General features: G+C 69.5%; 21 protein-coding genes and 1 tRNA gene. 17 read left to right on the top strand and 5 right to left on the bottom strand.

Annotated elements, in window-relative coordinates; translation table 11 throughout:
* Positions 1-175 precede the first annotated feature (175 nt).
* The gene (locus ABD156_RS31430; protein WP_344282024.1) at positions 176-1,327 is read left to right on the top strand and encodes a hypothetical protein; all 1,152 of its coding nucleotides are present in this window, start codon (positions 176-178) and stop codon (positions 1,325-1,327) included.
* Positions 1,328-1,348: 21 nt separating this feature from the next.
* Here the strand turns inward: ABD156_RS31430 and ABD156_RS31425 are convergent, their stop codons facing one another.
* The 3 genes from ABD156_RS31425 to ABD156_RS31415 all read right to left on the bottom strand — a co-directional run bounded on the left by ABD156_RS31425 (position 1,349) and on the right by ABD156_RS31415 (position 8,065).
* The gene (locus ABD156_RS31425; protein WP_344282022.1) at positions 1,349-5,023 is read right to left on the bottom strand and encodes an FkbM family methyltransferase; all 3,675 of its coding nucleotides are present in this window, start codon (positions 5,021-5,023) and stop codon (positions 1,349-1,351) included.
* Entirely contained in the window at positions 5,016-6,191 is a 1,176-nt protein-coding gene (locus ABD156_RS31420; protein WP_344282019.1) for a hypothetical protein, read from the bottom strand. Before ABD156_RS31420 ends, ABD156_RS31425 begins: the two co-directional genes overlap by 8 nt.
* A 134-nt stretch (positions 6,192-6,325) precedes the next feature.
* Entirely contained in the window at positions 6,326-8,065 is a 1,740-nt protein-coding gene (locus ABD156_RS31415) for a hypothetical protein (protein WP_344282016.1), read from the bottom strand.
* A 151-nt stretch (positions 8,066-8,216) separates the two neighbouring features.
* On the opposite strand from ABD156_RS31415, the gene ABD156_RS31410 reads away from it, so the two are divergent.
* The 4 genes from ABD156_RS31410 to ABD156_RS31395 all read left to right on the top strand — a co-directional run bounded on the left by ABD156_RS31410 (position 8,217) and on the right by ABD156_RS31395 (position 10,566).
* Entirely contained in the window at positions 8,217-8,708 is a 492-nt protein-coding gene (locus ABD156_RS31410; RefSeq protein ID WP_344282013.1) for a hypothetical protein, read from the top strand.
* A 76-nt stretch (positions 8,709-8,784) separates the two neighbouring features.
* Positions 8,785-9,405, top strand: a complete 621-nt coding sequence (locus tag ABD156_RS31405) for a hypothetical protein (protein WP_344282011.1) — start codon at positions 8,785-8,787, stop codon at positions 9,403-9,405.
* A gap of 223 nt (positions 9,406-9,628) precedes the next feature.
* Complete coding sequence (locus tag ABD156_RS31400; RefSeq protein WP_344282881.1) at positions 9,629-10,138, top strand: DUF2716 domain-containing protein; 510 nt, start codon at positions 9,629-9,631, stop codon at positions 10,136-10,138.
* Positions 10,139-10,164: 26 nt separating this feature from the next.
* The gene (locus tag ABD156_RS31395; RefSeq protein WP_344282008.1) at positions 10,165-10,566 is read left to right on the top strand and encodes an Imm7 family immunity protein; all 402 of its coding nucleotides are present in this window, start codon (positions 10,165-10,167) and stop codon (positions 10,564-10,566) included.
* A gap of 210 nt (positions 10,567-10,776) precedes the next feature.
* On the opposite strand, the gene ABD156_RS31390 is transcribed toward ABD156_RS31395, so the two are convergent.
* Positions 10,777-10,849: transfer RNA gene (locus tag ABD156_RS31390), tRNA-Gly, on the bottom strand.
* Between the two features lie 210 nt (positions 10,850-11,059).
* On the opposite strand from ABD156_RS31390, the gene ABD156_RS31385 reads away from it, so the two are divergent.
* The 10 genes from ABD156_RS31385 (at position 11,060) to ABD156_RS31340 (ending at position 22,255) form a co-directional block, all read left to right on the top strand.
* Positions 11,060-12,745: a zf-HC2 domain-containing protein gene (locus ABD156_RS31385; protein WP_344282005.1), complete on the top strand. Its 1,686-nt coding sequence runs from the start codon at positions 11,060-11,062 to the stop codon at positions 12,743-12,745.
* A gap of 69 nt (positions 12,746-12,814) precedes the next feature.
* Positions 12,815-13,255, top strand: coding sequence for a DUF983 domain-containing protein (locus ABD156_RS31380; protein WP_067578516.1), 441 nt, complete (start codon positions 12,815-12,817; stop codon positions 13,253-13,255).
* Positions 13,256-13,293: 38 nt separating this feature from the next.
* On the top strand, positions 13,294-14,154 hold the full coding sequence (locus ABD156_RS31375; RefSeq protein WP_344281999.1) for a DNA-formamidopyrimidine glycosylase family protein: 861 nt from the start codon (positions 13,294-13,296) through the stop codon (positions 14,152-14,154).
* Between the two features lie 645 nt (positions 14,155-14,799).
* Positions 14,800-16,104 (top strand): sensor histidine kinase, encoded by a 1,305-nt coding sequence (locus tag ABD156_RS31370; RefSeq protein WP_344281998.1) that lies wholly within the window; start codon positions 14,800-14,802, stop codon positions 16,102-16,104.
* A gap of 18 nt (positions 16,105-16,122) precedes the next feature.
* Positions 16,123-16,968 carry a S49 family peptidase gene (locus ABD156_RS31365; protein ID WP_344281995.1) on the top strand — a complete coding sequence of 282 codons (846 nt, stop codon included), beginning with the start codon at positions 16,123-16,125 and terminating at the stop codon, positions 16,966-16,968.
* A gap of 85 nt (positions 16,969-17,053) precedes the next feature.
* Complete coding sequence (locus tag ABD156_RS31360; protein WP_344281992.1) at positions 17,054-17,887, top strand: LytR/AlgR family response regulator transcription factor; 834 nt, start codon at positions 17,054-17,056, stop codon at positions 17,885-17,887.
* A 6-nt stretch (positions 17,888-17,893) separates the two neighbouring features.
* On the top strand, positions 17,894-18,403 hold the full coding sequence (locus ABD156_RS31355; RefSeq protein WP_344281989.1) for a hypothetical protein: 510 nt from the start codon (positions 17,894-17,896) through the stop codon (positions 18,401-18,403).
* Between the two features lie 70 nt (positions 18,404-18,473).
* Entirely contained in the window at positions 18,474-20,264 is a 1,791-nt protein-coding gene (locus tag ABD156_RS31350; protein ID WP_344281986.1) for a sodium/solute symporter, read from the top strand.
* A 44-nt stretch (positions 20,265-20,308) separates the two neighbouring features.
* Positions 20,309-20,665: a rhodanese-like domain-containing protein gene (locus ABD156_RS31345; protein ID WP_344281983.1), complete on the top strand. Its 357-nt coding sequence runs from the start codon at positions 20,309-20,311 to the stop codon at positions 20,663-20,665.
* A 483-nt stretch (positions 20,666-21,148) separates the two neighbouring features.
* Entirely contained in the window at positions 21,149-22,255 is a 1,107-nt protein-coding gene (locus tag ABD156_RS31340; protein WP_344281980.1) for a DUF4328 domain-containing protein, read from the top strand.
* Here ABD156_RS31340 and ABD156_RS31335 read toward each other — a convergent pair.
* Complete coding sequence (locus ABD156_RS31335) at positions 22,252-22,854, bottom strand: TetR/AcrR family transcriptional regulator (RefSeq protein ID WP_344281977.1); 603 nt, start codon at positions 22,852-22,854, stop codon at positions 22,252-22,254. The two genes, ABD156_RS31340 and ABD156_RS31335, sit on opposite strands and share 4 nt — an antisense overlap.
* A 101-nt stretch (positions 22,855-22,955) precedes the next feature.
* Between ABD156_RS31335 and ABD156_RS31330 the strand changes: the two genes are divergently transcribed.
* Both ABD156_RS31330 and mca read left to right on the top strand, forming a co-directional pair.
* The gene (locus tag ABD156_RS31330; protein ID WP_344281974.1) at positions 22,956-24,296 is read left to right on the top strand and encodes a DHA2 family efflux MFS transporter permease subunit; all 1,341 of its coding nucleotides are present in this window, start codon (positions 22,956-22,958) and stop codon (positions 24,294-24,296) included.
* Positions 24,293-25,108: a mycothiol conjugate amidase Mca gene (gene mca, locus ABD156_RS31325; RefSeq protein ID WP_344281971.1), complete on the top strand. Its 816-nt coding sequence runs from the start codon at positions 24,293-24,295 to the stop codon at positions 25,106-25,108. Before ABD156_RS31330 ends, mca begins: the two co-directional genes overlap by 4 nt.
* The last annotated feature ends 62 nt before the right edge of the window (positions 25,109-25,170 follow it).

Genomic DNA, 25,170 nt, shown 5'->3' with positions numbered 1-25,170 from the left:
CAACCTCGTGAAGGCTACCGCCTCGCACCCCCGGCCCGGAGGTACTCCCCGCAATTGGCGGTAAGCGGGGGATAAGTCACAAGACCCGTTCTGGCCTCGGATTATGTGGTCGGCAGGTACGATCAGGCAGGAATTCGTCCGGTTTCGCGCTAGGTAGTTCAGGAGTTCGGGGAGCGTGCAGCAGTCCAGTCTCGACGGAGCCGTCGAGCGTTCGCCGACCCTGCGTGCCGCGTTCCGCCAAGCCGCCCCGGCGATCAGCCTCTATCTGCTGTTCCAGATCGTCGCGTTCGGCGTGCTGTGGATGATGAGCTGGAAGGCCGACGTGTCGCCGGGCCGGTTCATCGACAACTTCGACGCGAACTGGTTCCTTTCGGTCGCGCAGCACGGCTACAACCAGCCGATCACGCTCGGCACCGACGGCTTGCCGGTCGAGAACAGCCTGGTGTTCTTCCCGCTTTACCCGGCGACGGTGGGGCTGCTGACGCTGGTCGGGATCCCGCCGCTCGCGGCCGGGATGACGATCTCGCTGCTGGCCGGATGCGCCGCGGCGTGGGGGCTGTTCGTGCTGGGCCGCGACCTGGCCGGACCGCGAGTGGGCCTGCTGGTCGCCGTGCTGTGGTCGATCGGGCCGGGTTCGACGGCGCTGCATCTGGCGTATTCGGAATCGCTGCTGATGGCGCTCGTGGCCTGGACGTTCGTGATGCTCGCGCGGCGCGAATGGCTGGTCGCGGGCGGGTTCGCGGTGCTGGCCGGGCTGACCCGGGCCAGCTCCGGGGCGTTGATCGCCGCGGTCGGCATCGCCGCGCTCATCGCGGTTTTCCAGCGCCGCGACGGCTGGCGGCCATGGGTCGGCGGGCTGCTCGCGCCGCTCGGCCTGCTCGGCTACCTCGGTTACGTCTGGATCCAGACCGGCCGCCCGGACGGCTGGTTCTGGCTGCAGAACGCCTGGCAGATGCACTTCGATTTCGGCGTTTTCACCTGGACCCAGGTCCGCGAAGGCCTCACCTCGGACGACGCCAGCTGGATCACCGTGACCGCGCTCGTCGTGCTCGCCGCGGTGGTGCTGCAGTTCTGGACCTGGGCGACGAAGCTGCCGTTGCCGTGGCAGATCTACGGCACGCTCACCGTGGTGATCGCGCTGTGCTCGTCGAACTTCTTCCAGTCCCGCGCGCGTTTCCTGCTGCCGGCGTTCGTGCTGACCGTGCCGGTCGCGCTCATGCTGGCGAAGCTGCCGAACCGGGTACTGGCCGTGCTGCTGCCGGTGATCACCGTCGGAAGTGCTTGGTACGGCGCGTTTTTGCTGACCATCGCGCACGTGGCGCCCTGAGCCGCCACGTGCGCGATCAGCTCAGGGCGCGAGCCAGAGCGTGACGAATTCCTTCTCGTCCGCCTTGGCCGCGGCGATGATCGCCGAGTCTTCGAGCACCTCGTCGGCCGGGCCGTCGTCGGTGACCACCTTCGCCGTGTAGCCGAGCGAGCGGTACCCGGCGAGCACGGCGACCGGGTCGTCGCCCAGCTCCGCGATCGCGCCCGGGTCGAACTCGCACACGACGTGCGGCCGGTCGCGGCGCAGCACCTCGGCCAGCCCCGCCAGCGCCCGGTGGTCGCGGCCCTGCAGGTCGACCTTCACCAGGCTGATCCGCTGTTCGGTCACCTCGGGCACGGAATCCAGCCGCACCGCCGGGACCTCGACGCCGGAGCCGTCCGTGGTGACGCGGTTGTCGCCGCTGTTGCCCGGGGTCGCCTGCGCCAGGTGCACGGTGCCCGGCTCGTCCCACGCGGCCGACTCGACCACGGTGACCAGCTCGCCCGCCGCGGCGGGAAGGTTGACCTCGACGTTGCGGCGCAGGTACGCGGCGTTGACCGGGTCGGCCTCCACCGCGATCACCCTGGTCACTTCCGGCGTGGCCCGCAGCAGCCGCAGCGTGTGGTAGCCGACGTGCGCGCCGATGTCGAGGAACGCGCCGTCCGCCAGCGACGCCATCAGCTCGGCCTCGCTGTCCTCCCAGGACCGGTGGAACAGGATCCACGGGAGCATGACCTCGTCGACCGGCATCAGCAGCGCGCCGACGTCGCACTGGACGACGTCCGCGCCGCGCGGCACCGGAGCGTGCCGGAGCCGGGCCGCGTCGCGCATCGCGCTGACGTCGAGGGTCACCCGCTGGATGGCCTTCTCGTCGGCGTCGAGCCGCTCGTCGCGGCGCGCGAACATCTTGTGCACGGTCCCCGCGGCGGCTTCGACCTCCGCGCCGACCCCGTCGTAGCCCTCGGCCAGCTTTGCCACATCGGCTTCGAGATTGCGCAGCGCCAGCTCGGTTTCCGGGGACTGGCGACGCAGCTCGTCGACCGTGCCGCGCAACGCTTCGAGCCGTTCGCCGAGTGCGCGCGTGGACAGCGCGGCCCGGCGGGATTCGTCGACGTTGCGTTCCAGGCCTTCGATCCGGTCCAGCAACCGCCGGTTGCTTTCCTCGGTGGCCGCGAGCAGCGCGCCCATCACGTTGCGCTGGTGCACGTCGTAGTGGTCGATCGCGCGCAGCACGGCCTTGCGCAGCGCGGGCGCGAGCGGCAGCCGCGACGGCGTGCTCGCTTCCGGACGCCAGCGCAACGCCTCGGTCGCCTGCTCCAGCGGGCTGAGCGGGTGCTGGGGCGGCGGTGCCGCGGTGCGCTGCCGCTCCTGCCAGGTCGCGTGCGCCTGCTCCAGCTCGCGCCGCATCCACTCGGCCGCGGTCGCCATCGACCGCTCGCGCAGGATGACCTCTCGCGCGCGCTTGCCGCGGGCCGTCGCCTCGGCCGGGTCGTCGGCGATCTGCACCATCGCGGCCGCGGCGGCGTCCAGATCGGGCTCCGCCCAGACCGCGTCGGCGTGGTACGGGTAGTTGCCGTCGCCGACCGGCACCAGCCGGTACGGAATCGGCCAGCCGGTGGACGCGTCGAGGAATTCGGTGGTGCTGGAGTAATCCGTCGAGAGCACCGGCATCGCGCGCGCCATCGCCTCGGCGACGGTGAGCCCGAAACCCTCGCTGCGGTGCAGCGAAACGTACGCGGTGCTGGTCTCGTACAGCTCGTGCAATTCGGCGACGCTGAGGTAGCGCTCGATCAGTTCGATCCGCTCGTCGCCGCGGACCACCGCGCGCAGCCGTTCGGCGGCCTGCGGGTGCAGCTTCGAGTTGATCGCCTTGACGGTGAGCCGGACGTCTTCCCGGCCAGGGAACGCCCGCTGGAACGCTTCGACTGCGCCCCAAGGGTTTTTGCGCTCCGCGACGCTGTTGAAGTCGAAGGCGAACAGGAATCGCACCGGTTCGCCCTTGTCGCGCGCGGGCGGTGAAGGCTCGCCCGGATCGCGCACCGGCACCGGAATCGTCTTGACCGGGATCGGCGAATGCTCGGCGAACGCGCGCCGGCAGAAGTCGCTGACCGTCCAGACCTCGTCGAGCATCCCGAATGCTTCGTGCTGCCACTGCGGGAAATCTTCGAGTTCCCACGCCCACAGCCCGATCCGGTAGCGGCCGGCGCCGACCTCGGGGTGGTTGGTCAGGATCGTGCGGGTCTGGTCCGCGTTCACCGCGAACACGCTGACCGGGAACCTCGGGTCGCCGACCGTCGCGGGCCGTTCGATGCCGGTGCGGTTCGAGACCGCCTTCTCCTCCAGCACCGTGGCCACCGGCACGTCGCCGGTTTCGATCGCCTCGAGCACGATCCGGCCCATCTCGCCGAGCCCCAGCTCAGCGGTCAGGTAGCCGAGCAGGTTCACGCCGAACTCGTCGTGCGGCGGGCGGGTCGCGACCGGTTCGGACGGCAGCGCCCACTCCGGCAGCCCGGCCTCGGCGACGCCGGAGCCGGTGCACCAGTGCCGGAAACCGTCGGCGTCGTCGCCGTACGGGTGCGGGAACGCCATCTGCAGGTCGATCCGCGACGCCCAGATCGCGTGCGTCAGCCGGTTCAGCCCGGCCGCGGCCTGGCCCTGGTCCTCCGGCGTCGCGAGCCATTCGCGCAGCGCGAGCCCGCCGTCCTCAGCGTAGGCGTGCGGCGGCGCGGGCTTCTTCTTGCGCTCGGACTTGATCCAGCCCTCGCGGAAAACGCGCCGCGCGAGCTTCGGCACCGGCGTGCCGTCCTGGAAGTCCTTGAAGCCGTAGGGAATCGAGTCGAGCGACTCGGCGTACCCGGCTTCGCGCAGCTTCGTGCCGTACGAATCGCAGATGGCGCGAAGGTCGTCGTTGTGCGACAGCAGCACGCGCGGCTTGCGCGCGCAGTGGAAGCTGAGCAGCCACGGCTTTTCCGGCCGGTAACCGCTGAAGTGGAAGAAGCGCAGCTTCGCGCCGCCCGCGGTCAGGTCGCCGTCCTTGTCGCGGCCGATCGGCCGCTCGTGGAGGTTCCAGTACGCGACGTCGAATCCGGGATCGGTGACCACGTGGTGCCGGAACAGCGACGGCACCTGGTCGACCCAGCGCTGGTCGGTGAACAGCTGCTGCTCGGGCGCGACGATCGCGTCGTGGCGCAGCCTGCCCGCCCAGAAGTCGAGGAACGGCCCGGCGCCGCGGCCGACGCCGATGAAGCCGAGGTTGAACATGCCGGTGCCCATGATCACCGCGTCGTCCGGCTCCATGCCGTCCTGCGGCAACGGGGTCAGGAAGTGCGGCGCGAGCACGATGTCGTGCTCGCGGGCCAGCTCGGCGACCTCGGGGATCGGCGCGAACAGCTCGATGTCCGGGTCGAGGTAGATCGCGGCCTCGGACTCTTTCAGCAGCTCGCGCAGCAGGTACGGCTTGACCGACGTGGCGAGTTCGGTGACCGAGTACGCGGTCGCCATCCGCAGGTAGTCGTCCTCGTCGATGCCGAACGCGGCCGGGCCGACGACGGTGAGTCCGTCGCCGGCCCGGTCCGACTGTTCGCGCGGGGCGTCGATGATCGCGATGACGAAGCGGCCGCCCGGATGGTGCTCGAGGTAGGACCGGGCCAGCACGCGCGCCGCGGGCACGTAGTTGCGGGCGACGATCGTGCAGGCAGTGGTACCGGGCTCAGGCATCGGCGGTCAGCACCGTGAGCTGCTGGTTCAGCGCGGTGGTGAAGTCGGTCTTCGTCTGGCTCTTGCCGGACACCTCGACGCGGACGATCACGTTGCCGTGCGCGTAGTGCCCGCGCGACTGGGCCGACTGGCCTTCCTTCGCGTCGATCGAGGTGGCGTACACGCCGTTCGGGGCGGTGGTGTCGCGCTTGGCCCCGTTCGTCGTCTGGACCTCCATCAGCTTCTCGGCCGCGGTCTTCGCCGCGGTCGGGCTGCTGGCCTGGGCGAGGAACAGCGTGATCAGGTTGCCGTCTTCGAGGTGGTACACGACGAACTTGACCTTGGACGCGCCCGCCGCCTGGTAGGCGCTCAGTTCCTGCGGGTTCAGGTACTGCAGGGTGTCGACCTGCGAGAACGACGTGATGTCGTCGTGCGTCTCGGCCTTGCCCGGCATGCTCGCGACGCCGAGCGGGTCCGGCGGCTTCGGCGCGGCCGAACTCTGCGAGTGCTGCGCGGTGGTCTGCTCGGTGCCGCCGCCTCCGCTGTCGCGGCCCCACAGCATGTACGCGCCGAAGGCGATGCCGGCGAGCACGATCACGGCACCGACGATCGCGCCGATCTTCTTGCCGTTGCCCTTCTTCGGCTTGTCGCTGAAGTACTCCGGACCCTGGCGGACCCATTCGGAGTCGCCCCCGGACGGGCCGAGCGGCGGAAGATCTCCGCCGCCCCACGGCGGGGTCTGATCGCTCTCGGCCGCGTTCCACGGCTGCTGCGGGAAGCCGCCGGGAGGCGAGGCGGGCCCGCCCTGCGGGAACCCGCCGGGCGGGGAGTAGTGCGCCTGCGGCTGGTGCTGCTGCGGCTGCACGACCTGGGTGCGCTCGGGACCGGCGTCCGCGGGCGGCTGCTGGGTCTGCCACGACTGCACGACCTGGGTGCGCTCGGCGCCGCCGTCGGCGGGCGGCTGCTGCGGAGCCTGCGGCTGCTGCTGCGGCACGCCGCTGGGCGGGCTGACCGGGGCGATCACCTGCGTCGAGTCCGCGCTCTGGCTCTGCGGCGGCGGGGTGGGCTGGTCCTGCTGGCCGACAGCCGAGGACAGCACCTGATCACGCCGGATGCGATAGTCGTCCGCGGAGAGTCGCCCTGACGCGAGCTCCTCGTCCAGCCGGCGCAGCTCCTCCTGCCAGGACACCAGGGCCCCCCTTATCTGTCGGCATGGCGACGGTCAATGCGTCGTCGCTACCCGATTGTGTGTGACGACGTGGACATTGTGCACGGGTGCGACCCCACGTGACCTGGCGGGTCGCCTTGTGCGCCGGGGTGCGTTCAGCTCGCGGGCAGCGCGGCCGTGACCTTCGCGCGGATCTCTTCCATCCGGGACCGCAGCGCCGCCGGATCCTGGCCCACCGGGCCCGACACGCCGATGCCGACCGACACGCCGCCGGAGGTGTACCAGAAGGCCAGCACGCGTCCGGCCGGGCTGCTCCCGGTGTAGAGCAGGTCGGTGGCCGCCGGGCCGAGCGGGCTGCTGTCGAACCCGCCGGTGACGAGGTTCTGCCGCAGGCCCTGGACGAGCTGGCCGGCCTGCGCCTTGGACGGCGTCGGAACCGCGATCAGCGTCGTGCCGCCGTCGGTGCCGGCGTAGGCGTGGTAGACGAGCTGGTCCGCGCCCGCCGCGCGCATGAGGTTCGCGTCGGCGTCGGAAACCGCCTTGGCCTGGACTGCCTTGTCCAGCGCCATGGTCGAGTTTTCCGGGCTCGGCGTGCCCTGCAGCGCGGGCAGCTTGTCTTCGAGCGAGGGCGGCTGGGTGTTCGGCGCGGACGACGCGGCGGGCGGTTGCGCGGCCGTGTTGTTCGAGTCGTTCTTGTTGCCGAGGAACCAGATGCCCCCGACGACCAGCGCCAGCACCACCAGCACGGCCAGCGACAGGAACAGCCAGGTCGGCTTCGAACGCCGCGGTTTGGCGTCGTCCTCCCAGAGCCGGCGCGGCTCCGGCTGGTTGCCGTTGGCGGGGATCGCGCCAAAGACGGCGGTGGGCCGGTCGTCGGCGGGGCTCGGCGCGGTCGTCGGCCGGTCGGTGGAGAACGGGGTGCCCGGGGTGTGCGCGAAGGCGGGCTGGGTCTTCTCCGACGCCGGGGTCGCCGGGGCCGCCTGGGTCGCCGCCGCGGAGTTCAGGAACGACTCGACCGCGGGCGGTTCCGGCGCGGGCATCGCCGGGTTGGTGCTGGCCCATCCGACGACCGGCTGGCCCGGTTGCTGGCCGGATTGCTGCTGGCCTGGCTGCTGGTGGCCCGGTTGCTGGCCGGGCTGCTGCGGTTGGCCGGGGGTGTGCCACTGCACGGGAGCGACGCCCGGCCAGGTTCCCGGCTGCGCGGGCATCTGCTGCTGAGGCTGATGCGGCGGAGGAGGGCCGGCTTGGCTCGGCGCGCTCGGCGGCGTGGTCGGGGTCTGCGGCGGGGAGAAGAACGGCGCTGCCGGGCTGGCCGATGCCGCCGGATTGGTCGAGGGTGCCGGGCTGGTCGACGGTGCCGCGTTGGTCGAGGCCGCCGGGTTGGGCGAGAGCGCCGGGTTGGTTGAGGGCACCTGGCTGGTCGACTGTGCCGGGCTGGTTGACGGTGCCGGACTGGTCGAGGCCGCCGGGTTGGACGAGGCCGCCGGGTTGGCGGCGGGCTGCTCCGGAGTCGTGGTGCTTCCGGGCGGTGTGCCCGGCGAGGTGGTGCCGTCTGGTCCCAGCCGAAGCGTGGTCGTCGGGTCGTGCTCCGGCATCGTCGCCACGACCTGCGTGGTGCTAGCGCTGCTGTCGGCGGAGGTGCTCGGAGCGCTTGGCTCGGCCGCGGCCTGGCTGTCCGATCCGGCAGGCGCTGCCTGGGCGGCCGGTGTGCTCCAGCTGGGTGACCCGCTCGCCGGCGCCGCGTCCTGCCGCAACGGCGACGCCACGGGCGAAGCCGCCCCGCCGCCCGACGCCTCGGCGAGCAGTTCGTCGCGCTGGCGGCGGTGTTCGGCGTGGCCGAGGCGGCCGGCGGCCAGCTCCGCGTCCAACCGCCGGAGCTCTTCCTGCCAGCTCATCACGCAACCCCCTGTCACCGGTTCGGGCGACAGTGTTCCACGCGCCCCGGCTCCGTGGGGCTCAGGTGCGCAAGATCAGCCGAGATCTGCCCAGATCAGGCACCCGCTTCGCGCCCGGCCGCGCAACCGCCCCGTCCGTACGATCGGGAGCATGTCCTCCGCGCGCGGTGCGCTCGCCGCCCTTGCCGTGGATCGGCTCGCCGGTCTCGACATCACCGCTGCCGAACTCGTCGAGGCCGGGGCGCGGGCCGTCGGCGAGGGCCTCGACGCGCCCTCCCTGCCCGAACTGGCCGCCCTCGACTACCGCGACCACCAGGCGGTTTCCGCCGCCTTCTCGCACGTGGTCGAGGAGCTGGGCATCGAACTGCCGGTCGACGCCACCGCCGCCCAATGGCAACTGCTCGGTGAACACCTCGGCGAAATGGTGCGCGGGGACGTCCCGCTCGCCCAAGCCGCGAAGAGCGTCAAAGCCTTCGACGGACGGCTCGGCCACCCGGCCGCCCTCTCCGAACTGCGCCAGTGGCTGGCGATGCTCGCGACCTGGATCCCGACCGACGTCACGCCGGTCAGCTACTGCGAGCAACAGGTTCTGCAGCAGGCCCGGGCGGTACTCGCCGGTCCGTGGCCGCCGGCCACCCGTTAAGCGGCAAAAACTGTCGTACATATGTTCTAAAATTGGCCGTGTACTGGGGAAACCATCCACCGGAAGGCGGCCGCCCATGACTAGTTCGAAGCAGGCATACGTCACGCTGCCCACGTTCGTCGGGTACAGCGCCAGCAAGGGCCCGTCGCGTTCGTCGTTCGTCCGCAGGCAGCGCCGGCTGTACGAGGACCCGGCCCGGGCGGCGTTCAACTACTACCGCCGCGCGGCGAACGCGGTCCGGGCCGGAAGGGCGGCCCGGCAGGACGAGGTGGCCATGCGCGCGCTGGTCAACAACGCGGACGAGCGCACCCGCCCGCATTACGCCGCGATCGCCGACGGCTGGCTGCGCTACCTCGGCAGGCGCGATCCGAAGCTGGTGGAGGTCGGGCGGGCGAAATTCGAGCTCGGCGAGCTGGAGATCGGCATCAGCCCGCAGCTGGGGTTGCGGAAGTCGAACGGTCGCAAGTTCGCCACCTGGCTGTACTTCAAGGAGGAGCCGCTCACCCGGGACGCCGCGCAGCTCGCGTTGTGGCTGCTCACCGAGGGCATGCCGGATCTGCTGCCGGGCGGGGAAGCGCTGGTCGTGGACGTGCGCCGGGCGAAGGAGTTCACCTTGTCGGCGCGGGACCGGGAGCGGCTGCGGCCGTGGGCGGCCAGCGAGGCGTCGGCGTTCGTCACGCTGTGGCGCGCCGCATAACGCCTGCGTGCATGACTGACGGGGGCGTGGGGTAGAGGTAGCTGCGGACCGGGCGGTGTTTCCCGGTCCGCAGGCCACCCGGTCGAGTGACAGCTTGGCGCTCGGCTCCGGTGGACTGGACAATCCCGGCCCCGGACACGAAGCTTTCGGCAGTTTCGAGCCCGGTCGATGACTTCGAGGTCGACAAGTGAACGCTGCTGCAGCCTGGGAGCCGCTCTCGCGAGTGGCTGACGAACCCGCTTGGTATTGGGTGCACGACAAGCTCAGGTTCTGGCCGAGCACCTTCGCGCACGACTGGCCGGGTTTCCATGAGCCGCGCCCTTCGGCGGCCTGGGATCTCTCCACCGGCGAGTACGACCGTGCCTCGGCCGAGTTCCGTCTCGGCCCGTACGCGGTCGAAGAGCACGACGTGGCCCGCGCGGTGCTGGCCGCCCTGCGGGAGACGACCGCCGAGGACGACTGGCTGTGGGTGCTGCACTGGCAGCATCAGTCGTTCAAGTTCTGGCCGCACCGCATGCAGCAGAACGCGGCTTGGCCGGTCTCGGTCTTCCCGCGCGGCGACTACCACCTGTTCCTCGCCTCGGACTTCAGCTACGGCACGCTCGGCCACCCGTGGGAACGCACCCTGTGCGTTTTCGGGGACAAACTGCTCCCCGCGGTCGAAAAGCACGCCGACGGCATCCTCACGAACCAGCTGCGCCGGGACGGCCGGCCCTCTGCGCTGACCCGCTGAGCACCGCCGCTGCTACCGTCTCGCACGTGTTCGAATACCACGGCTGGGTGACCATCGCCGCCACCGCGACCGGCGACGACGACGCAGCTCTGCTGGAGCGCATGGTCGAGCGAGTCCACCGCTCCCTGCAGAACACCACGATGCTGGACCTGGTTGACTTGCGCTGGAGCTCGGGCCTGCCCATGCTCCATCTGGGTGGTCTAGACAAACACGGCGGAGCCATCACCCCGCAACTGCTGGAAACCTTCGCCCGGGTAGGAGAACTGGCCCCCGGCTCCTACGGCCTCCTGCACATCTGGGACGACCAGCACCCAGAACACGACAACGCCTTCCAGGTATACCGAATGGCAAGAGGCCAATTAACAGAACAAAAAGACCCCCACCTGTCCCCCATCGCCCCCACAGCCCTAGACACCTACGAGCTATAACGAGCAAGCCCAACACGGGCAAACGCGGGATCCCGGGATTCGCCCTCGAGGATGCCCTACCTGCGCAGTTTTGCTTGCGCAGCAAGCCAAACGCGCCCCACCACCCAACCGCAGCCGAAGGCACCGCGGGGGTCCGGGGGCTCGGCCCCCGGGTGAAATGGCGAGAGGCCTGTATCCACGCTTTTTGTGGATACAGGCCTCTCGGACGCGAGCGGATGACGGGATTCGAACCCGCGACCCTCACCTTGGCAAGGTGATGCGCTACCAGCTGCGCTACATCCGCGTTAACCGCTTGGTGCTCGGTGTTGAACACACTCTATACCGTCGCCTCGGTGACACTTTCGGGGGCCCCGACATACGCGTGGACCTGCTGAGATGCGGTGCTTGCGCGTCACGTCGAGCGCACAAGGGGTGACGACGGGCGCTCTGCTCCGTATGGTGTCCCCAATCGACTTCAGTGGTGAGTCCTTCGGGGGAGGAGGTGCCTTGCCGGATGACCGAGCTGGGCACGGTGCCGCCACCAGCGGCCTCGGAATCCGACGAGCAGGCACTTTTGAAGCGGCTGCGCGACGGCGAGGACGCCGCGTTCGGGGAGTTGTTCGAGCTGCACGCGGCGGCGGTGCGCAGATTGGCGCAAAGTCTTGCCTCCGATCGTTCTGAGGCCGAGGACATCACCGCGGAGACCTTCTTCCGCGTGCTGCAGGCGTTGCGCCGCGGTGCGGGTCCGCGGGATTACGTCCGGGCGTATCTGCTGACGGTCGCGCGGCGGGTGTCGTGGGAGTGGCACGGGGCGCGGCGCGACGTGCCGGTGACTGATGACGAGCTGACGTTCCGGGCGGGCGCTGGGGTGGACACCCCTGCTCGGACGGCTGAGCACACGTTGATCACGACGGCGTTCACGAGTTTGCCGGAGCGATGGCGGACGGTTTTGTGGCAGACCGAGGTCGAGGGCGAGCAGCCGTCGATGGTGGCTCCGCATTTCGGGTTGTCGGCGAACGCGACGGCGGCGTTGGCGCGGCGCGCGCGGCAAGGGTTGCGGGCGGCGTATCTGCAGGCGCATCTGTCGGTGAATCGCGGTCCGGAGACCTGCCGCGCGGTGGTGGAGAAGCTCGGCGGGTTCACCGCGGGCAGCGTCACCGGCGCGGAGGCGGAGCGGATCAAGGCGCATTTGCTGGGGTGTCCGTCGTGCCGGGCGACGCAGGACGAGCTGCGGGATGTGTGTTCGTCGTTGCGGGCGCACGCCGGCGTGCTGGTGCTCGCGGTGCCGGCGCTGGCCGGGGCCGGGAAGGTCGGCGGCGCGCTCGCGACGGTGAAGAGCGTGGTGTTCGGCTCGAAGGTGAAGGTCGGGCTGGCGCTGGCGTCGACCGCGGCGGCGGGCGCGGTGAGCCTGACCGCCGGTCCGCTGGTGTTCGGGTCGCATCCGATGCAGAACGTCGGGTTGGGCGGGGGTGCGCCGGAGCTGGCGTTGCAGCCGCCGGAGCAGCCTCCGCCGCCAGTGCAGCAGGGTCCGCGGATCATCTCCGGGAAGCTGTACGGGAGCGCTCGGCCGGCCCGCGGCGCGGTCCATCCGGGTGCTTCGCAGCATCTGGGTGCGGCCGAGGTGCCGCGGGTGCCGCAGGCGCAGCAGCCAGTTGCCGACGATCAGTCGCCGGCACCGGATTCCTCCGGCTCGACGCCTCGGGACGATCTGCCTGGTCAGGAAAGCAGTCATTCGGGCACTCCGATGACGAGCCGGTCGTCGAGCACTGAGTCGCGCGCGGATCTGGACACGTCCACCAACTCGTCGAGCCCGGGCGTGCTGAGCACGACGACGGACGACACGAGGTCGACTTACGCTCCGCCGCCCTCGTCGTATGTGCCGTCGCCGGATTCGTACGTGCCGCCGTCGATCACGACGACGCCGACCGGGTCGCGGCACGTCGCGCCTGCCGGTCCGAAGTCGTCCAGCTCGGAGTACTCGTCCGACTGCCCGAAGTCCGCGAAGTCTTCGAAGCCTGCCCGGTCTTCGGAGCCCGCGAAGTCTCGTCAGTCCGCCAAGCCGGCCAAGCCTTCGGAGCCGGAGAAGTCGTCCAGGACGGACTCCACGTCCGGGAACGATGTCACCGGTTCGGCCGATTCCTCAGCGGACGCAAGCTCCCGAACAGCCAAAACCCGGCAAACCACCAGTAACTCTCAGTGAGCACCTCGCGCTCGACGGCACGGTCACGGTAACGTTGACCGAGTTCGACGTCGCCCGGGAGGCAACAGGATGAACCGGCTGGTGCGCGGCGAAGACGGTCGCCATTGGGTGGTCCGTGCCCAGATGGAATGGCGGGCTCCCGCCACCGCGGACGATTTCGAGCACGACGTCGCAGGCAGTTACGGACCTGGCATCGCGATGATCGTGGTCATGGTGTTCCTCGTGATCGCGCTGGTGGTCTGGACGCCGGATGTCGTGAAGGTGCCCGCGTGGGTGCTGCTCGCGTTGCTGCTGGTGGTGCTGTTCTTCCCGCTGCGGTGGATCCTGCGCCGTCCGTGGACGGTGGTCGCCGAGACCGAGGGCGACGTCGCGGGCGACCGGCCGTCGGAGCGCTGGGTCGGCACGATCCGCGGCATGTTCACCGTGTCCGGCGAGGTGAAGCGGATCTCGAAGACGATCCAGAAGCATTCGCTGCCGGACTTCGACGGTCCGCTGCACCCGGTCGAATAGGCCTGGCCGGAACGGGACCGGCGCGCGAGACTGGTGCCATGCCCGAGTTGCCCGAGGTCGAAGCACTGGCCCATCACCTGCGCGAGAACGCCGTGGGGAGCACCGTTTTCCGGCTCGACGTCGCGTCGCTCAGCGTGCTGAAGACCGCGATGCCGCCGTATACCGAGCTGCACGGCCGCGAGATCACCGACGCGACGCGGCACGGGAAGCATCTGGACGTCGTCCTCGGCGACTTGCACCTGGTGGTGCATTTGGCGCGCGCCGGGTGGCTGCGATGGTCGGACGGGTTGGCTCCGGCTCCGTTGAAGCCGGGGAAGGGGCCGATCTCGCTGCGGGTGCATCTGGAGTCCGCTTCCGGGCCTGGCTTTGACCTGACTGAGGCCGGGACCAAAAAGGGGCTGGCGGTGTGGATCGTCGCGGATCCCTCCGAGGTGGCGAGCGTGGCTCGGCTGGGGCCGGATGCGCTGGCCATTGATGCTTCGCGGTTGCGGGAGTTGTTCCAGGGGAAGGGGACTCGGCTGAAGTGGGCGTTGACTGATCAATCGTTGATCGCGGGGATCGGGAATGCTTATTCGGACGAGATCATGCATCGGGCGAAGCTGTCGCCTTATGCGACGGTGGGGAAGTTGGACGAGGGTGCGTTAGAGGTCCTCGCTGAGGCGATTCGCGAGGTGGAGACGGATGCTGTTTCGCGGTCTGTGGGACAGAAGGCTGCGCGGTTGAAGGGGGAGAAGCGGTCGGGGCTGCGGGTGCATGCTCGGACTGGGCTTCCTTGTCCGGTTTGCGGGGACACTATTCGGGAGATTTCGTTCGCGGATAAGTCGTTTCAGTATTGTGCGACTTGTCAGACTGGGGGGAAGCCGTTGGCTGATCGGCGGATGTCTCGGTTGTTGAAGTAGGTCTCTTGTGGCGGGTGGGCTCGTCGCCTGGCGGCGACATTGCCGTGGGGGTTGCGTGGGGCACCCCGAAGCTTGATTGTGCTGACGGTCTGGGGGTGCTTGTCAAGGCGGGAAAGATGCCTTGACAAGCACCCCCAGACCGCAGGGAGGCTTCGTATCGGGGTGCGGGGGAGGGGCTGGGTGCCTCGATCGTTGGGTGCATCGGCGGCGGTTTGGGGGCGTTCCTCTCGCGGCGCGTGGGGGCGTGAGGGGAACCCTCACGGACTCTGATTTCCTCAGGGGTCCCCTCACGGACCTGGCTGGGCTCGTCGGGAGCCTGGCCTGCCGGAAGCGTGGTGAGAAGCGAACGGCCGTTTCCTTCTGCGCACTCCTCCTGCGCACGCGCGAAGGCCCACAGCGCGGCGCCGCCTAAGAACCCTCATCCGCACTAGCAAAGCAATGAAGGGACCCTTCAATCCTCACCATCCGTAGCCGTGAACGGTCCCTTCACCCCACTTATCGACGACTCAGTGCCACTGCCACCACCCGAACGGCGCAAGATCCTCACGCTCACCGGGAGTGACGGTAGGGTTTGCCCACTCTCGGCGTCGCTACTGGACAGAAAGTGGGGAGCAGACCTTGCACCCGGTCGGTCGAGCGCAGAGCATGGACGTCGTGTCCGACTTCCCCTATGCGCTGGTCGTCCCGTGGGTCCTGGTCGGCATCCTGGTGTTCGTGGTGCTGGCCCTCGCCTTCCGGGCGCGTCGGCCCAAGGGCGTCATCCAGGACGCCGTTCTGCAGGCCGTCCACCGGATGTCCAAGGCCACGCCCAACCTCCGGGCGGGGCTCGACGAGGAGGCCGCCAACCGGATGACGGCGGAGCTGCTTGAGGTGCTCGACTGTCTCGCCGTCGGCATCACGGACAGTGAAGGCACGCTGCTGTCCTGGGCGGGCGAGGCCACCGATCACTATCTGGACGTCGTCGAGGACATCGGGACCGCGTTGCGCAAGCATCGTCGCGCCGTCGCTGATCACAACAAGATGCCGTGCAATCACCGTGGCACTTGCAAGATGAAGACCGCCGCCATCGTTCCCATTCTCGTCGAGGGCGAGGCTGAGGCGACGCTGATCGTCGTTGGGCGCACGCGCGGCAAGCTGGTGCAGATGGCTGAAGCCGTGGGCCAATTCGTCTGCACGCAGTTTGAGCTCGCGAGGCTGGAAGAGTCGCGCAATCAGTTGCAGCAGGCGGAAATCAAAGCCCTGCGCGCGCAAATCTCGCCGCACTTCGTCTACAACGCGCTCAACACGATCTCCGCCCTGATCCGCACCGACCCGGAGGAAGCGCGCGAGCTGCTTCAGGACTTCGCGGACTTCACGCGCTATTCGTTCCGCACGTCTGGCATGTACACCACGCTCGCCGAGGAACTGCGCAACATCGACCGGTACCTGACCATCGAAAACGCTCGTTTCGGCGGCCGGCTCGAGGTGCGGATGAAGATCGCGCCCGAGGTGCTGAGCGTCGTGGTGCCGTTCCTGATCATCCAGCCGCTCGTCGAAAACGCCGTCAAACACGGCCTGGCCAGCAAGCCGAGCGGCGGCTGCGTCACGGTGATCGCGCGGGACGACGGGCACGAAGCGCTGATCACGGTCGAGGACGACGGCATCGGCATGGATCCGCGTCAGCTCACCGATTTGCGCAACGCGCACCGCACCGGCGCGCACGTCGGGCTCGGCAACATCAACCAGCGGATGCGGCAGGTGTTCGGCGAGGATTACGCGCTCACCGTCGAAACCGCGCCGGGTGCTGGGATGAAGGTCGCGTTGCGGGTGCCGAAGTTCAAGCTCGGCGTGCGGCCGAACATGCCGGACTACTCCGCCGACGTTCCGCAGCAGCCGCCCGCACCGGTCGAGCCGGATCCGGAACCCGACGGAGTGCACGGCTCGCGTTCGGGAATGCTGCCCGCGCACTGAACTGGTTAGCCTGGGCAGATGAGCGTGACCGACAAGCTGACTTCCCGCCTTCCCGTGCTCGGCGACCGGGGCGACCGCAAGGACGTGGTCGCCGTCGTGAAGCTGCACGGCGTGATCACGCCGACGCCGTCGCCGCTGGCTCGCGGCGCGATCAACCTCGGTGCCGTCGAATCCGCGCTCACCAGGGCGTTCGCGCACGACCGGCTCAAGGCCGTCGCGCTGCAGATCAACTCGCCCGGCGGAGCTCCGACGCAGTCCGGCCTGGTCGCGGAGCGGATCCGGCAGCTGGCCGACGAGAAGGGCGTGCCCGTCCTCGCCTTCGCCGAGGACGTCGCCGCGTCCGGCGGATACTGGCTCGCCTGCGCGGCCGACGAGATCTACGCGCACCGGACGTCCATGGTCGGCTCGATCGGCGTCATCAGCGGCGGGTTCGGGTTCACCGGACTGCTCGAACGCTTCGGCATCGAGCGCAGGCTGCACACCGCGGGCGCGAACAAATCGCGGCTCGACCCGTTCAGCCCGGAGAAGCCCGAGGACGTCGAGTGGCTGAAGAACATGCACAGCCAGCTCCACGAACTGTTCGTGGAATGGGTCAAGGAGCGCCGCGGCGACCGGCTGACCGATTCCACCGATTTGTTCACCGGCGATGTCTGGCTCGGCCACAAAGCGGTCGACCTCGGACTGGTCGACGGGCTCGGCTCGCTGCGCGAGATCGTCACCAAACGGTATCCCGGTGCCGAGATTTCCGTGGCAGAGCCGAAGAAACCGCTGCTCGCGCGGCTCGGGATCGGGGCTCCGGCGGCAGCGAGCGCGCTGTTGGACGCGGTCACCACGAAGGCGGCCTGGTCGCGTTTCGGGCTGTGACAGCTGGTGAGCGGCGACTCCGGTACGCCACTCACAAGCGGCTCTCTCGGCTGGGGTCTGGACAATGCACCTCGCAATCGGCAGGATGCGTCTCACTGTGAGTGCTCACGACGACACCCGGAAACTCATCGTCCTTGCCGTGGACGACGAGCTGGCCGGGCTGGACGAACTCAGCCACGGACTCCAGAACAACCCGCACATCCACCGCGTTTTCCAGGCCTCGGACGCCTCCGACGCGCTGCGGCTGTTCTCGCACGACGACCCGGAACTGGCTGCCCGGCGGGCAACCGGCCTGCCGACGGTCGACGCCGTGTTCGCCGACATCGACATGCCCGGCCTGTCCGGGATGGAGATGTCGCGCGTGATCGCGGCGATGAACCCGTCGCCGGTACTGGTGTTCGTCACCGGGCACGCCGAGGAAGCGGTGAACGCGTTCGACCTCGGCGCGGTCGATTACGTGCTGAAGCCGTTCCAGCAGGACCGGCTCGACCGGTCGGTCGCGCGAGTGCGCGAAAAGCTCGCCACGGTCGCGGGCCCGCCCGCCGGCCAGGGCGGCGCCGAGCCGGTGAAGAACGACGACGAGGTCATCCCGGTCGAACTGGCCGGCACCACGAAGCTGATCCCGCGTTCGTCGGTCCGCTGGGTCGAGGCCCAGGGCGACTACGCGCGGCTGTTCACCACCGAGGGCAGCCATCTCGTCCGGATCCCGCTCGCCCAGCTCGAGGAACGCTGGGAGAAGGCCGGATTCGTGCGGATCCACCGGTCGTTCCTGGTCGCGCTGCCGCTGATCACCGAAATGCGGATGGGCCAGGGCGGCTACCAGGTCGTGATCGGCAACGAGGAGAAAGTGCTGCCGGTCAGCAGGCGGCACACCCGGGCGCTGAAGGACCGCATCGTCGGTTCCGGCCGGGGCGGCTAGCCGTCGATGTCCTCGCCCGAAGACCCTTACCACCGGCTCGAGAACGGAGTCCGCAAACCGGACCCGACGCTGGGCGTGCGGCCGGAGGACCGCGCGGTGGTCGAACCGGTGCCGCCCGCTCCCGAACCCGCTCCGCGGTTCAGCGAACCCGCGCACGTGCGGCCGAAACGGGAAAAGGTGGTGCTCGCCGATTCGCGGCAGTCGTCCGGGCGGATGCGCGGGCGGGTCGAGCTGGAAGAACAGACCAGCTGGGGAAAACTGCTGGTCCGCGACCTGGTCAAGGTGCAGCTGCGGACGTCGGTGTGGCTGGCCGTGCTCGTGCTGGTCGTGCTCGGGATGCTGCCCGCGCTGTTCTACTTCCTCCCGGCAGTCGCGCGGTTCACCGTGATCGGCATCCCGATCCCGTGGCTCGTGCTCGGCCTGCTTCCGTTCCCGTTCCTCTTCGCCGTCGGCCTCTGGTACAACCGGCTCGCCGAGCGGCACGAACGCGACTTCGTCGACATGATCGAGAACTGACCCGCGCGGGGGATGCGCGCCGCGGTGGCGGCGCGTCGCTAAACCGTGTGGTCGTGCGAGGATTCACGCCGTGCAGCTGACCCCGTGGACGTTGACCGGCTTGGTGCTGGTCGCCTTCGCGACGTTCTACCTTGGCTTCCGTTCGTCGCGCGGTGCCACCAGCACGCACGATTTCCTCGTCGCCCGCCGCACCGTGCGTTCCAGCCGCAACGCCGCGGCGATCTCCGGCGAATACCTGTCGGCGGCGTCGTTCTTGGGCGTCGCGGGCATGGTGCTCAAGCAGGGCGCCGACGCGACCTGGTATCCGATCGGCTTCACCGCCGGATACCTCGCGCTGATGCTGTTCGTCGCCGCGCCGCTGCGCCGCTCGGGCGCGTACACGCTGCCGGACTTCGTGGAGGCCCGGCTCGGTTCGATCGGCCTGCGCCGGTTCGCGACCGCGGGCGCGGTGTTCATCGGAATTCTTTACATGGTCCCGCAGCTGCAGGGCGCGGGGCTGACGCTCGCGCAGATCGTTCCGGTACCCGCGTGGGCTGGTGCGCTGCTCGTCATCGTTCTGGTCGCGGTGAACGTGATGGCGGGCGGGATGCGCGCGATCACCGTGGTGCAGGCGTTCCAGTACTGGCTCAAGCTGTTCGCGATCGCCGTGCCGACTTTCGTGCTGTGCATGGTTTTCTTCGCCGGCGGCGGACCGGGCGGCGTGCGCGCGCTCGGTGCGCCCGCGCCGCCGGTGTTCCCGTCGGACACCAAGGTGACGGTGCAAACCGACGTCACCGTGAAGGTCACCACCGAGACGTTCTTCTACGCACACGGCCGCATCGACGACGGTCCCGCGGGCGGCATGGCGCGCTGGTCGCCGCTGGTGCCGCACAAGGTGTCCTCGGGGACGACGCTGGAATTCGCCGCCGGCACGCCGGTGCCGATCGTGAGCGACGCGCCCACGTCGAACGACTCGTGGCTGCATCCGGCGTCGAGCGGCATCAGCGACCTGCTGCAGACGTACTCGCTGATTTTCGCGCTGTTCCTCGGCACCATGGGCCTGCCGCACGTGCTGGTCCGCTTCTACACCAACCCCGACGGCAAGGCCGCGCGCCGCACCACCGTGCACGTGCTGCTGCTGCTCGGGCTGTTCTACCTGTTCCCGACGATGCTGGGCGCGCTCTCGCGGATGTACGTGCCGCAACTGCTGGTCACCGGCAACACCGACGCGGCCGTGCTGCTGCTGCCGACCGCTGTGTTGCCCGGCTGGCCGGGACAGATCCTCGCCGCGGTGGTGGCGGCGGGCGCGTTCGCGGCGTTCCTGTCGAGCTGTTCGGGACTGCTGGTGAGCGTGGCCGGGGTGGTGTCGACGGACCTGCTGCCGGGTCGGGTCAAGGACTTCCGGGTCGCGACACTGCTGGTCGCGATCTGTCCGATGGTGCTCACGCTGATCTTCCGCACCGAGGACATCTCGCTGTCGATCGGGATGACCTTCGCGCTCGCGGCGTCGACGTTCAGCCCGCTGCTGCTGCTCGGCATCTGGTGGCGCAAGCTCAGCTGGCCGGGCGCGCTGGCCGGGATGGTCGTCGGCGGCGGGCTGGTGCTCGGCGCGCTGGCGTACAACATCGTGTGCGAGTACACCGGAGACAAGATGCCGTGGTTCACCGTGCAGCCCGCGCTGATCTCGGTGCCCGCGGCGTTCCTGGCGACCTACGTGGTGAGCAGGCTGACCCGGTCCGGCCGCCCGGAACTGGTGAACGACATCATGCTGCGCCTGCACGCCCCCGACCCGCTCGGCCTGATGCGCGACCGCGCGGTCGCCCGCTTCGGCCAGGCCGACGAGAAGCTGCGCGCCGGCCGGGGACGGCACCGCAAGGCGTAGCGGTTAGCGTTCCTCACACGCGTACAACGTCATGACATGGGAGCATGGAACCTGTGGTGAGCCCTGCTGAAATTCCGACCGCCGAAGTCCGCGACCTTCCCGCGGACGTCGCACTGCTCGACGTCCGCGAGGACGACGAGTGGGCCGCCGGGCACGCCCCCGCCGCGGTCCACATCCCGCTCGGCGAACTGCCCGCCCGAGTCGGCGAACTCGCCGAATTCCCCGAGGACAACCCGGTCTACGTCATCTGCCGCTCCGGCGGCCGCTCGGCGCGCGCCGCGGCCTGGCTGAACGCCAGCGGCTGGGACGCGGTCAACGTCGCGGGCGGAATGGGCTCCTGGGCTCGCGAAGGCCGCCGCATGGTGAGCGAACACCCCGACGCTGAACCCGAGGTTCTCTGACGGATGCCTGCCCAGTCTGTTCCCGAGCCGCCGGAATCCTCGGATCCGGCGTCCTTCGTGCCGGGCTTCGGCCGCGACGAAGGGGACGCTGGGGACGGTTTCCGGCCGGATTCTGCTTCGCCGGTCAACGCTGGCGGCTCTCCGGGGGCGGCTTACGGGCAGGCTGGTTCCGGCGCGGGTCAGACCGGGTCGTCGGGGGCTCCGCAGGGGAATGGGCCTGGTAACGGCTGGGCTGGTTCGGCTGGCCAGGCTGGAGTGGAGGCGGGGTCGGCTGGCCGCGAGCAGTCGTATCCCGCTCAGGCTGGGGTGCCGGATGCGGGGCCAACCGGCCGCGAGCAGTCCGGTGCTCAGCCGTATCCGGCCCAGCCCGGTGGCATGACTCCCGGGCCAACTGGCTTCGTCCAGCCTGCCCCGCCACCGCAATCCGGCGTGCAGCCGCATCCCAGCCAGCACGGTGGCGCTGCCGGGTACGCGCAGCCGGGAATGCCTCCGTACCCCGGCCACTGGGCGCAGCCGCAAGCCGGTCCCGCGCATCCCGGCCAGCAGTTCGCCACTCCGTACCCGCCGCAGTACCCCGCGCACTACCCGGCGCAGGCGTACCAGCAGCATCCGGGATACGCCCGCCCGTTCACCGCCGCCCCGCAAGGCGCGATCCATCGGCCGGCTCAGCAGCAGCCGCAGCCGACCCCGCCGAAGCGGGCGGCCAAACTGCGCTGGGTCGCCTCCCCGCCGCCGAGTGCCGTCCGCCGTCGCCGTGCTGTGCCCGCGACGCCCTACTCCGGTCCGCCGTCCTACCCGGTCCCGCCGCGATGGGGCTTCCCGAACCTGACGTGGCGCCGTCCGACGAACGTGCCCGGCACCGCGTCCGGCGAGATCCGGCCGATCGACCGGATTCCGGTGCTCGCGCGGAGCCTCACGACGATCCTCTGGACGTTCGCCGTCCTCGCGGTGATCGCGGCGGTGGCGGAGATCTGGCGGTACGCGCTCCTCGTCGAAAGCCGCGATTCCGCGCTGAACACCGGCGTCGTCGGGTTCTCCGACGCGTTCGTCATGCTCGCCGGGCTGCTCACCACGATCTTTTCGCTGCTGCCCGCGGGTCTCTCGGTCTGGTGGCTGCTGGTCGCCCGGCAAGCCGCCGCCGACGAAGCCGGGGAAGCGCCGCCGCGGCCGGTCTGGCAGGTGCTCGTGAGCGTGCTGGTGCCGATCGTGAACCTGCCGCTCGCGTTGTCCGTGGTCAGCGAATTGGAGCACGCCGTCCTCCGTCGTCCCCGTGACGTGCGGCCGAAGCCCTCGCGGCTCGTGCTCGGCTGGTGGGGTGCGTGGCTCGCGAACTGGGTTCTGCTGGCCGTCACGATCGTCTGGCGCATCCGGCCGGGCGTGCAGGCGATGGCGGACAGCGTCCTGCTGGTCGCGCTCACCGACCTCGCCGCGGCCGCGCTCGCGATCGTCACCGCGCTGGTGATCCGGCGGTTCTCGCATCTGCTGACGCCGATCGCCCCGGAACGGCTGCGCGACCTCCGCGTGCTCAAGATCGAGGGCGCGCCGGAGCCGGAGCTGCGGACCGCGCGGCCGGTCGGCGCCGCGCGTTAAAGGTCGCCGAGCGCCGGTTCCAGCTGGCCGAACGCGACCGCCGCCGAGTCGCGGATCTGCGCCACCAGGTCGTCCGCCTTGACGTCCTGCCAGGTCAGCTGCCAGACGTCGTCGAGAAGAAGCCGCAGCACTGACGTGAGGTGCGCCCCGGCCGTCCGCGACAGCATTTCGCGGTCCGGATGCCGGTCGAGCAGCGCGGCGACGAGCTGGTTTTCCCGGTCGGCGTGCATGTCCCGAAGCGCGGACGTGAGGCGTTCGCTTTGCCGCACCATCCGCACGAAGGACACGTCCGCGAACCCGAGCAACGCGCTCGTCTTGTCCAGTTCGGCGAAGAACCCGTCCCGCACGGCGTCCAGCGCCGGCGTCTCGGGATTGGCCCGGACCAGGTCCGCGGGCCAGTCCACGAAGTCCACCCGGATGTCGAAGACCAGGTCTTCCTTCCGGCTGAAGTGATTCGTCACGGTCATCTTGGCGACCCGCGCCGCCTCCGCGACCTCGGCGATCGTCACCTGATCGAACCCGCGCCGGATGAACAGCCGCGTCGCCACCGCCGAGATCGTCTGCCGGGTCTCCAGCTTCTTCTGTTCCCTGAGGCTCACCCCGGCCAGTGTACTAGGTCCGACCTAAAATTGTGCTTGACCTATTCACTAGGTCCGACCTAATCTCAGGTCCGACCTAATGAAGGGGGTGACTCGGCTCGATGACTACGCGGCTTCCGGTCTCCGATTCCGGGCTTCGCAGGCTCGGCGGGGTGCTGATCCAGGGCGCGGTGCTGTCGATCCTGGACGCGACGATCGTGTCGGTCGGGATCGGCGTGATGGCGCGCGACCTGGACAGTTCGCTGCCGACCATGCAGTGGGTCGCCAGTGCGTACCTGCTGGCCGCCTCGCTCACCATCCCGCTGTCCGGCTGGCTCGCCGACCGGTTCGGCGGCCGTCAGGTGTGGATCGCGGCCGTCGCGCTGTTCACGCTGGGCACGGTGCTGTGCGGTTTCGCCTGGTCAGCACCGGCGTTGATCGCCTTCCGCGTGCTGCACGGCCTCGGCGGCGGTCTCATGCAACCGGTCGGCCAGGCGATTTTCGCGCAAGCGGCCGGTCCTCGGCTGGGCCGGATGATCGGCGTCGTGACGCTGCCCGCGACCGTCGCGCCGGTGCTGGGCCCGATGCTCGGCGGCGCGCTCGTCCAGGATCTTGGCTGGCGCTGGCTGTTCTTCGGCATCGTCCCGTTCGGCGTCGCCACCTTGCTGCTCGCCGTGCGGGTGCTTCCTCGCGAGAGCCCCGCTGGCACGCGCGATCCGCTCGACGTCCGCGGCCTCCTGCTTCTCCCGCCAGGCCTCGGCGCACTCGGCTACGGCCTAGGCGAAGGCTCCAACACCTTCGCCATCGCCGGTGCCGTGCTGCTGATCGCCTACGCCTGGCACGCCCGTCGTGCGCAAGCGCCTTTGCTCGACCTGAAGTTGTTCGCGCACAAGGCTTTCACCGTCGCGAGCGCGAGCACCTTCTTGCTGGGCGCGTCGCTGTACAGCTCGATGCTGCTGCTTCCGCTTTACTACCAACAAGTCCAGCACACCTCCGCCCTCGCCGCCGGGCTCCTGCTAGCGCCACAAGCTCTAGGCTCAGCCGTCGTCCTCATCGCAGGCGGAAAACTTTTGGACCGCTTCGGCTCGCGAACAGTCATGCTCACCGGCATCGCGCTGTCATTGGTGGGCACGATCGCCTTCACTCAACTCGGCGATTCCCCAAGCCCGACCCTGTTGACAGTTTCGCTGCTGATCCGTGGGTTCGGCCTAGGCGCGACGGCCACCCCCGGGATGACGATGCTCTACACCTCGCTGGAACGCACCCAAATCCCGCGAGCGGCGAGCGCGATCAACGTCGTCAACCGCATCGGCGGCTCGCTGGGCACAGCGTTGCTGGTAGCCGTCCTGCATGCGCAACCGGCTGGTGCCGCCGCGTTCGGTACCACGTTCACCTGGGCGCTAGGCCTTTCCCTGCTGAGCTTCATCCCCGCCCTCTTCTTCCCGAAAGGAACCCGCGCATGACGCTGCGCCTCCTGGCCGTGCACGCCCATCCGGATGACGAATCAAGCAAAGGCGCCGCGACCCTGGCCCGCTACGCGGCCGAAGGGGTCGACGTCCTGGTCGCCACCTGCACCGGCGGCGAACGCGGCGATGTACTCAACCCAACTTTGGACCGAGAAGAAGTCCGACGGGATCTGCCCGCGATCCGTCGCCGGGAAATGGCTGACGCAGCAAGGATTCTCGGCATCCGGCACACGTTCTTGGGCCACGAGGACTCAGGCCTGACGGAACCTCCTCCCGCTGGAAGCTTCGCCGCGCTCCCCTTGCCCGAAGCGACAAAGCCGTTGCTGGACTTGATGCGGGAATTTCGTCCACAGGTAGTGGTCACCTACGACGAAACCGGCGGTTATCCACACCCCGACCACATCCGCACGCACGAGGTCACGACCGCCGCCTTCGCCGAATCCGACGACGGCACCCCGCGCAAGCTCTACTACCTGGCCACCCTCAGCCGATCGTGGTTCCAAGCGATACACGAGGCGACCCTCGCCGCCGGCCAAGAATCGATGATGGGTCCGGTCTTGGAAGAACTGCCGCCGGCCGACGTGCTCACCGTGACCACCCGCATCCGCTGCGAAGACCACTTCGCGACCCGGGATGCCGCGTTGCGCGCGCACGCCACGCAGATGGATCCGGAGCACCCGTTTTTCGCGCACTCGCGCGAGATTGAGCGGAAGGCCTGGCCTTGGGAGGACTACCACCTCGCCCGCACGAACGGTCCCGTCGAGATCGGTGCCGGGTTGGAGGACGACCTGTTCGCGGGGTTGCGCTGAGGCCGCCGCTCGGGGGAAGGAGCTCGGTTGCCCGCGCGAACTCGACGGTGGTTTCGGCGGGT

Origin of the sequence: Amycolatopsis albidoflavus, assembly GCF_039525725.1 — a bacterium.
GTDB classification, from domain to species: Bacteria; Actinomycetota; Actinomycetes; order Mycobacteriales; family Pseudonocardiaceae; genus Amycolatopsis; species Amycolatopsis albidoflava.
The sequence above is the reverse complement of the archived record's forward strand: the minus strand, read 5'-3'. Positions and strand labels throughout refer to the sequence as shown.

What these genes read in the sequence shown, in the direction of transcription:
- ABD156_RS31380 (WP_067578516.1), top strand. Translation starts at nt 12,815, where the DNA reads ATGAACCGGCTGGTGCGCGGCGAAGACGGTCGCCATTGGGTGGTCCGT.
- ABD156_RS31370 (WP_344281998.1), top strand. Translation starts at nt 14,800, where the DNA reads ATGGACGTCGTGTCCGACTTCCCCTATGCGCTGGTCGTCCCGTGGGTC.
- ABD156_RS31405 (WP_344282011.1), top strand. Translation starts at nt 8,785, where the DNA reads ATGACTAGTTCGAAGCAGGCATACGTCACGCTGCCCACGTTCGTCGGG.
- ABD156_RS31385 (WP_344282005.1), top strand. Translation starts at nt 11,060, where the DNA reads ATGACCGAGCTGGGCACGGTGCCGCCACCAGCGGCCTCGGAATCCGAC.
- mca (WP_344281971.1), top strand. Translation starts at nt 24,293, where the DNA reads ATGACGCTGCGCCTCCTGGCCGTGCACGCCCATCCGGATGACGAATCA.
- ABD156_RS31410 (WP_344282013.1), top strand. Translation starts at nt 8,217, where the DNA reads ATGTCCTCCGCGCGCGGTGCGCTCGCCGCCCTTGCCGTGGATCGGCTC.
- ABD156_RS31360 (WP_344281992.1), top strand. Translation starts at nt 17,054, where the DNA reads ATGCGTCTCACTGTGAGTGCTCACGACGACACCCGGAAACTCATCGTC.
- ABD156_RS31355 (WP_344281989.1), top strand. Translation starts at nt 17,894, where the DNA reads ATGTCCTCGCCCGAAGACCCTTACCACCGGCTCGAGAACGGAGTCCGC.
- ABD156_RS31425 (WP_344282022.1), bottom strand. Translation starts at nt 5,023, where the DNA reads ATGCCTGAGCCCGGTACCACTGCCTGCACGATCGTCGCCCGCAACTAC.
- ABD156_RS31330 (WP_344281974.1), top strand. Translation starts at nt 22,956, where the DNA reads ATGACTACGCGGCTTCCGGTCTCCGATTCCGGGCTTCGCAGGCTCGGC.
- ABD156_RS31365 (WP_344281995.1), top strand. Translation starts at nt 16,123, where the DNA reads ATGAGCGTGACCGACAAGCTGACTTCCCGCCTTCCCGTGCTCGGCGAC.
- ABD156_RS31340 (WP_344281980.1), top strand. Translation starts at nt 21,149, where the DNA reads ATGCCTCCGTACCCCGGCCACTGGGCGCAGCCGCAAGCCGGTCCCGCG.
- ABD156_RS31415 (WP_344282016.1), bottom strand. Translation starts at nt 8,065, where the DNA reads ATGAGCTGGCAGGAAGAGCTCCGGCGGTTGGACGCGGAGCTGGCCGCC.
- ABD156_RS31375 (WP_344281999.1), top strand. Translation starts at nt 13,294, where the DNA reads ATGCCCGAGTTGCCCGAGGTCGAAGCACTGGCCCATCACCTGCGCGAG.
- ABD156_RS31345 (WP_344281983.1), top strand. Translation starts at nt 20,309, where the DNA reads ATGGAACCTGTGGTGAGCCCTGCTGAAATTCCGACCGCCGAAGTCCGC.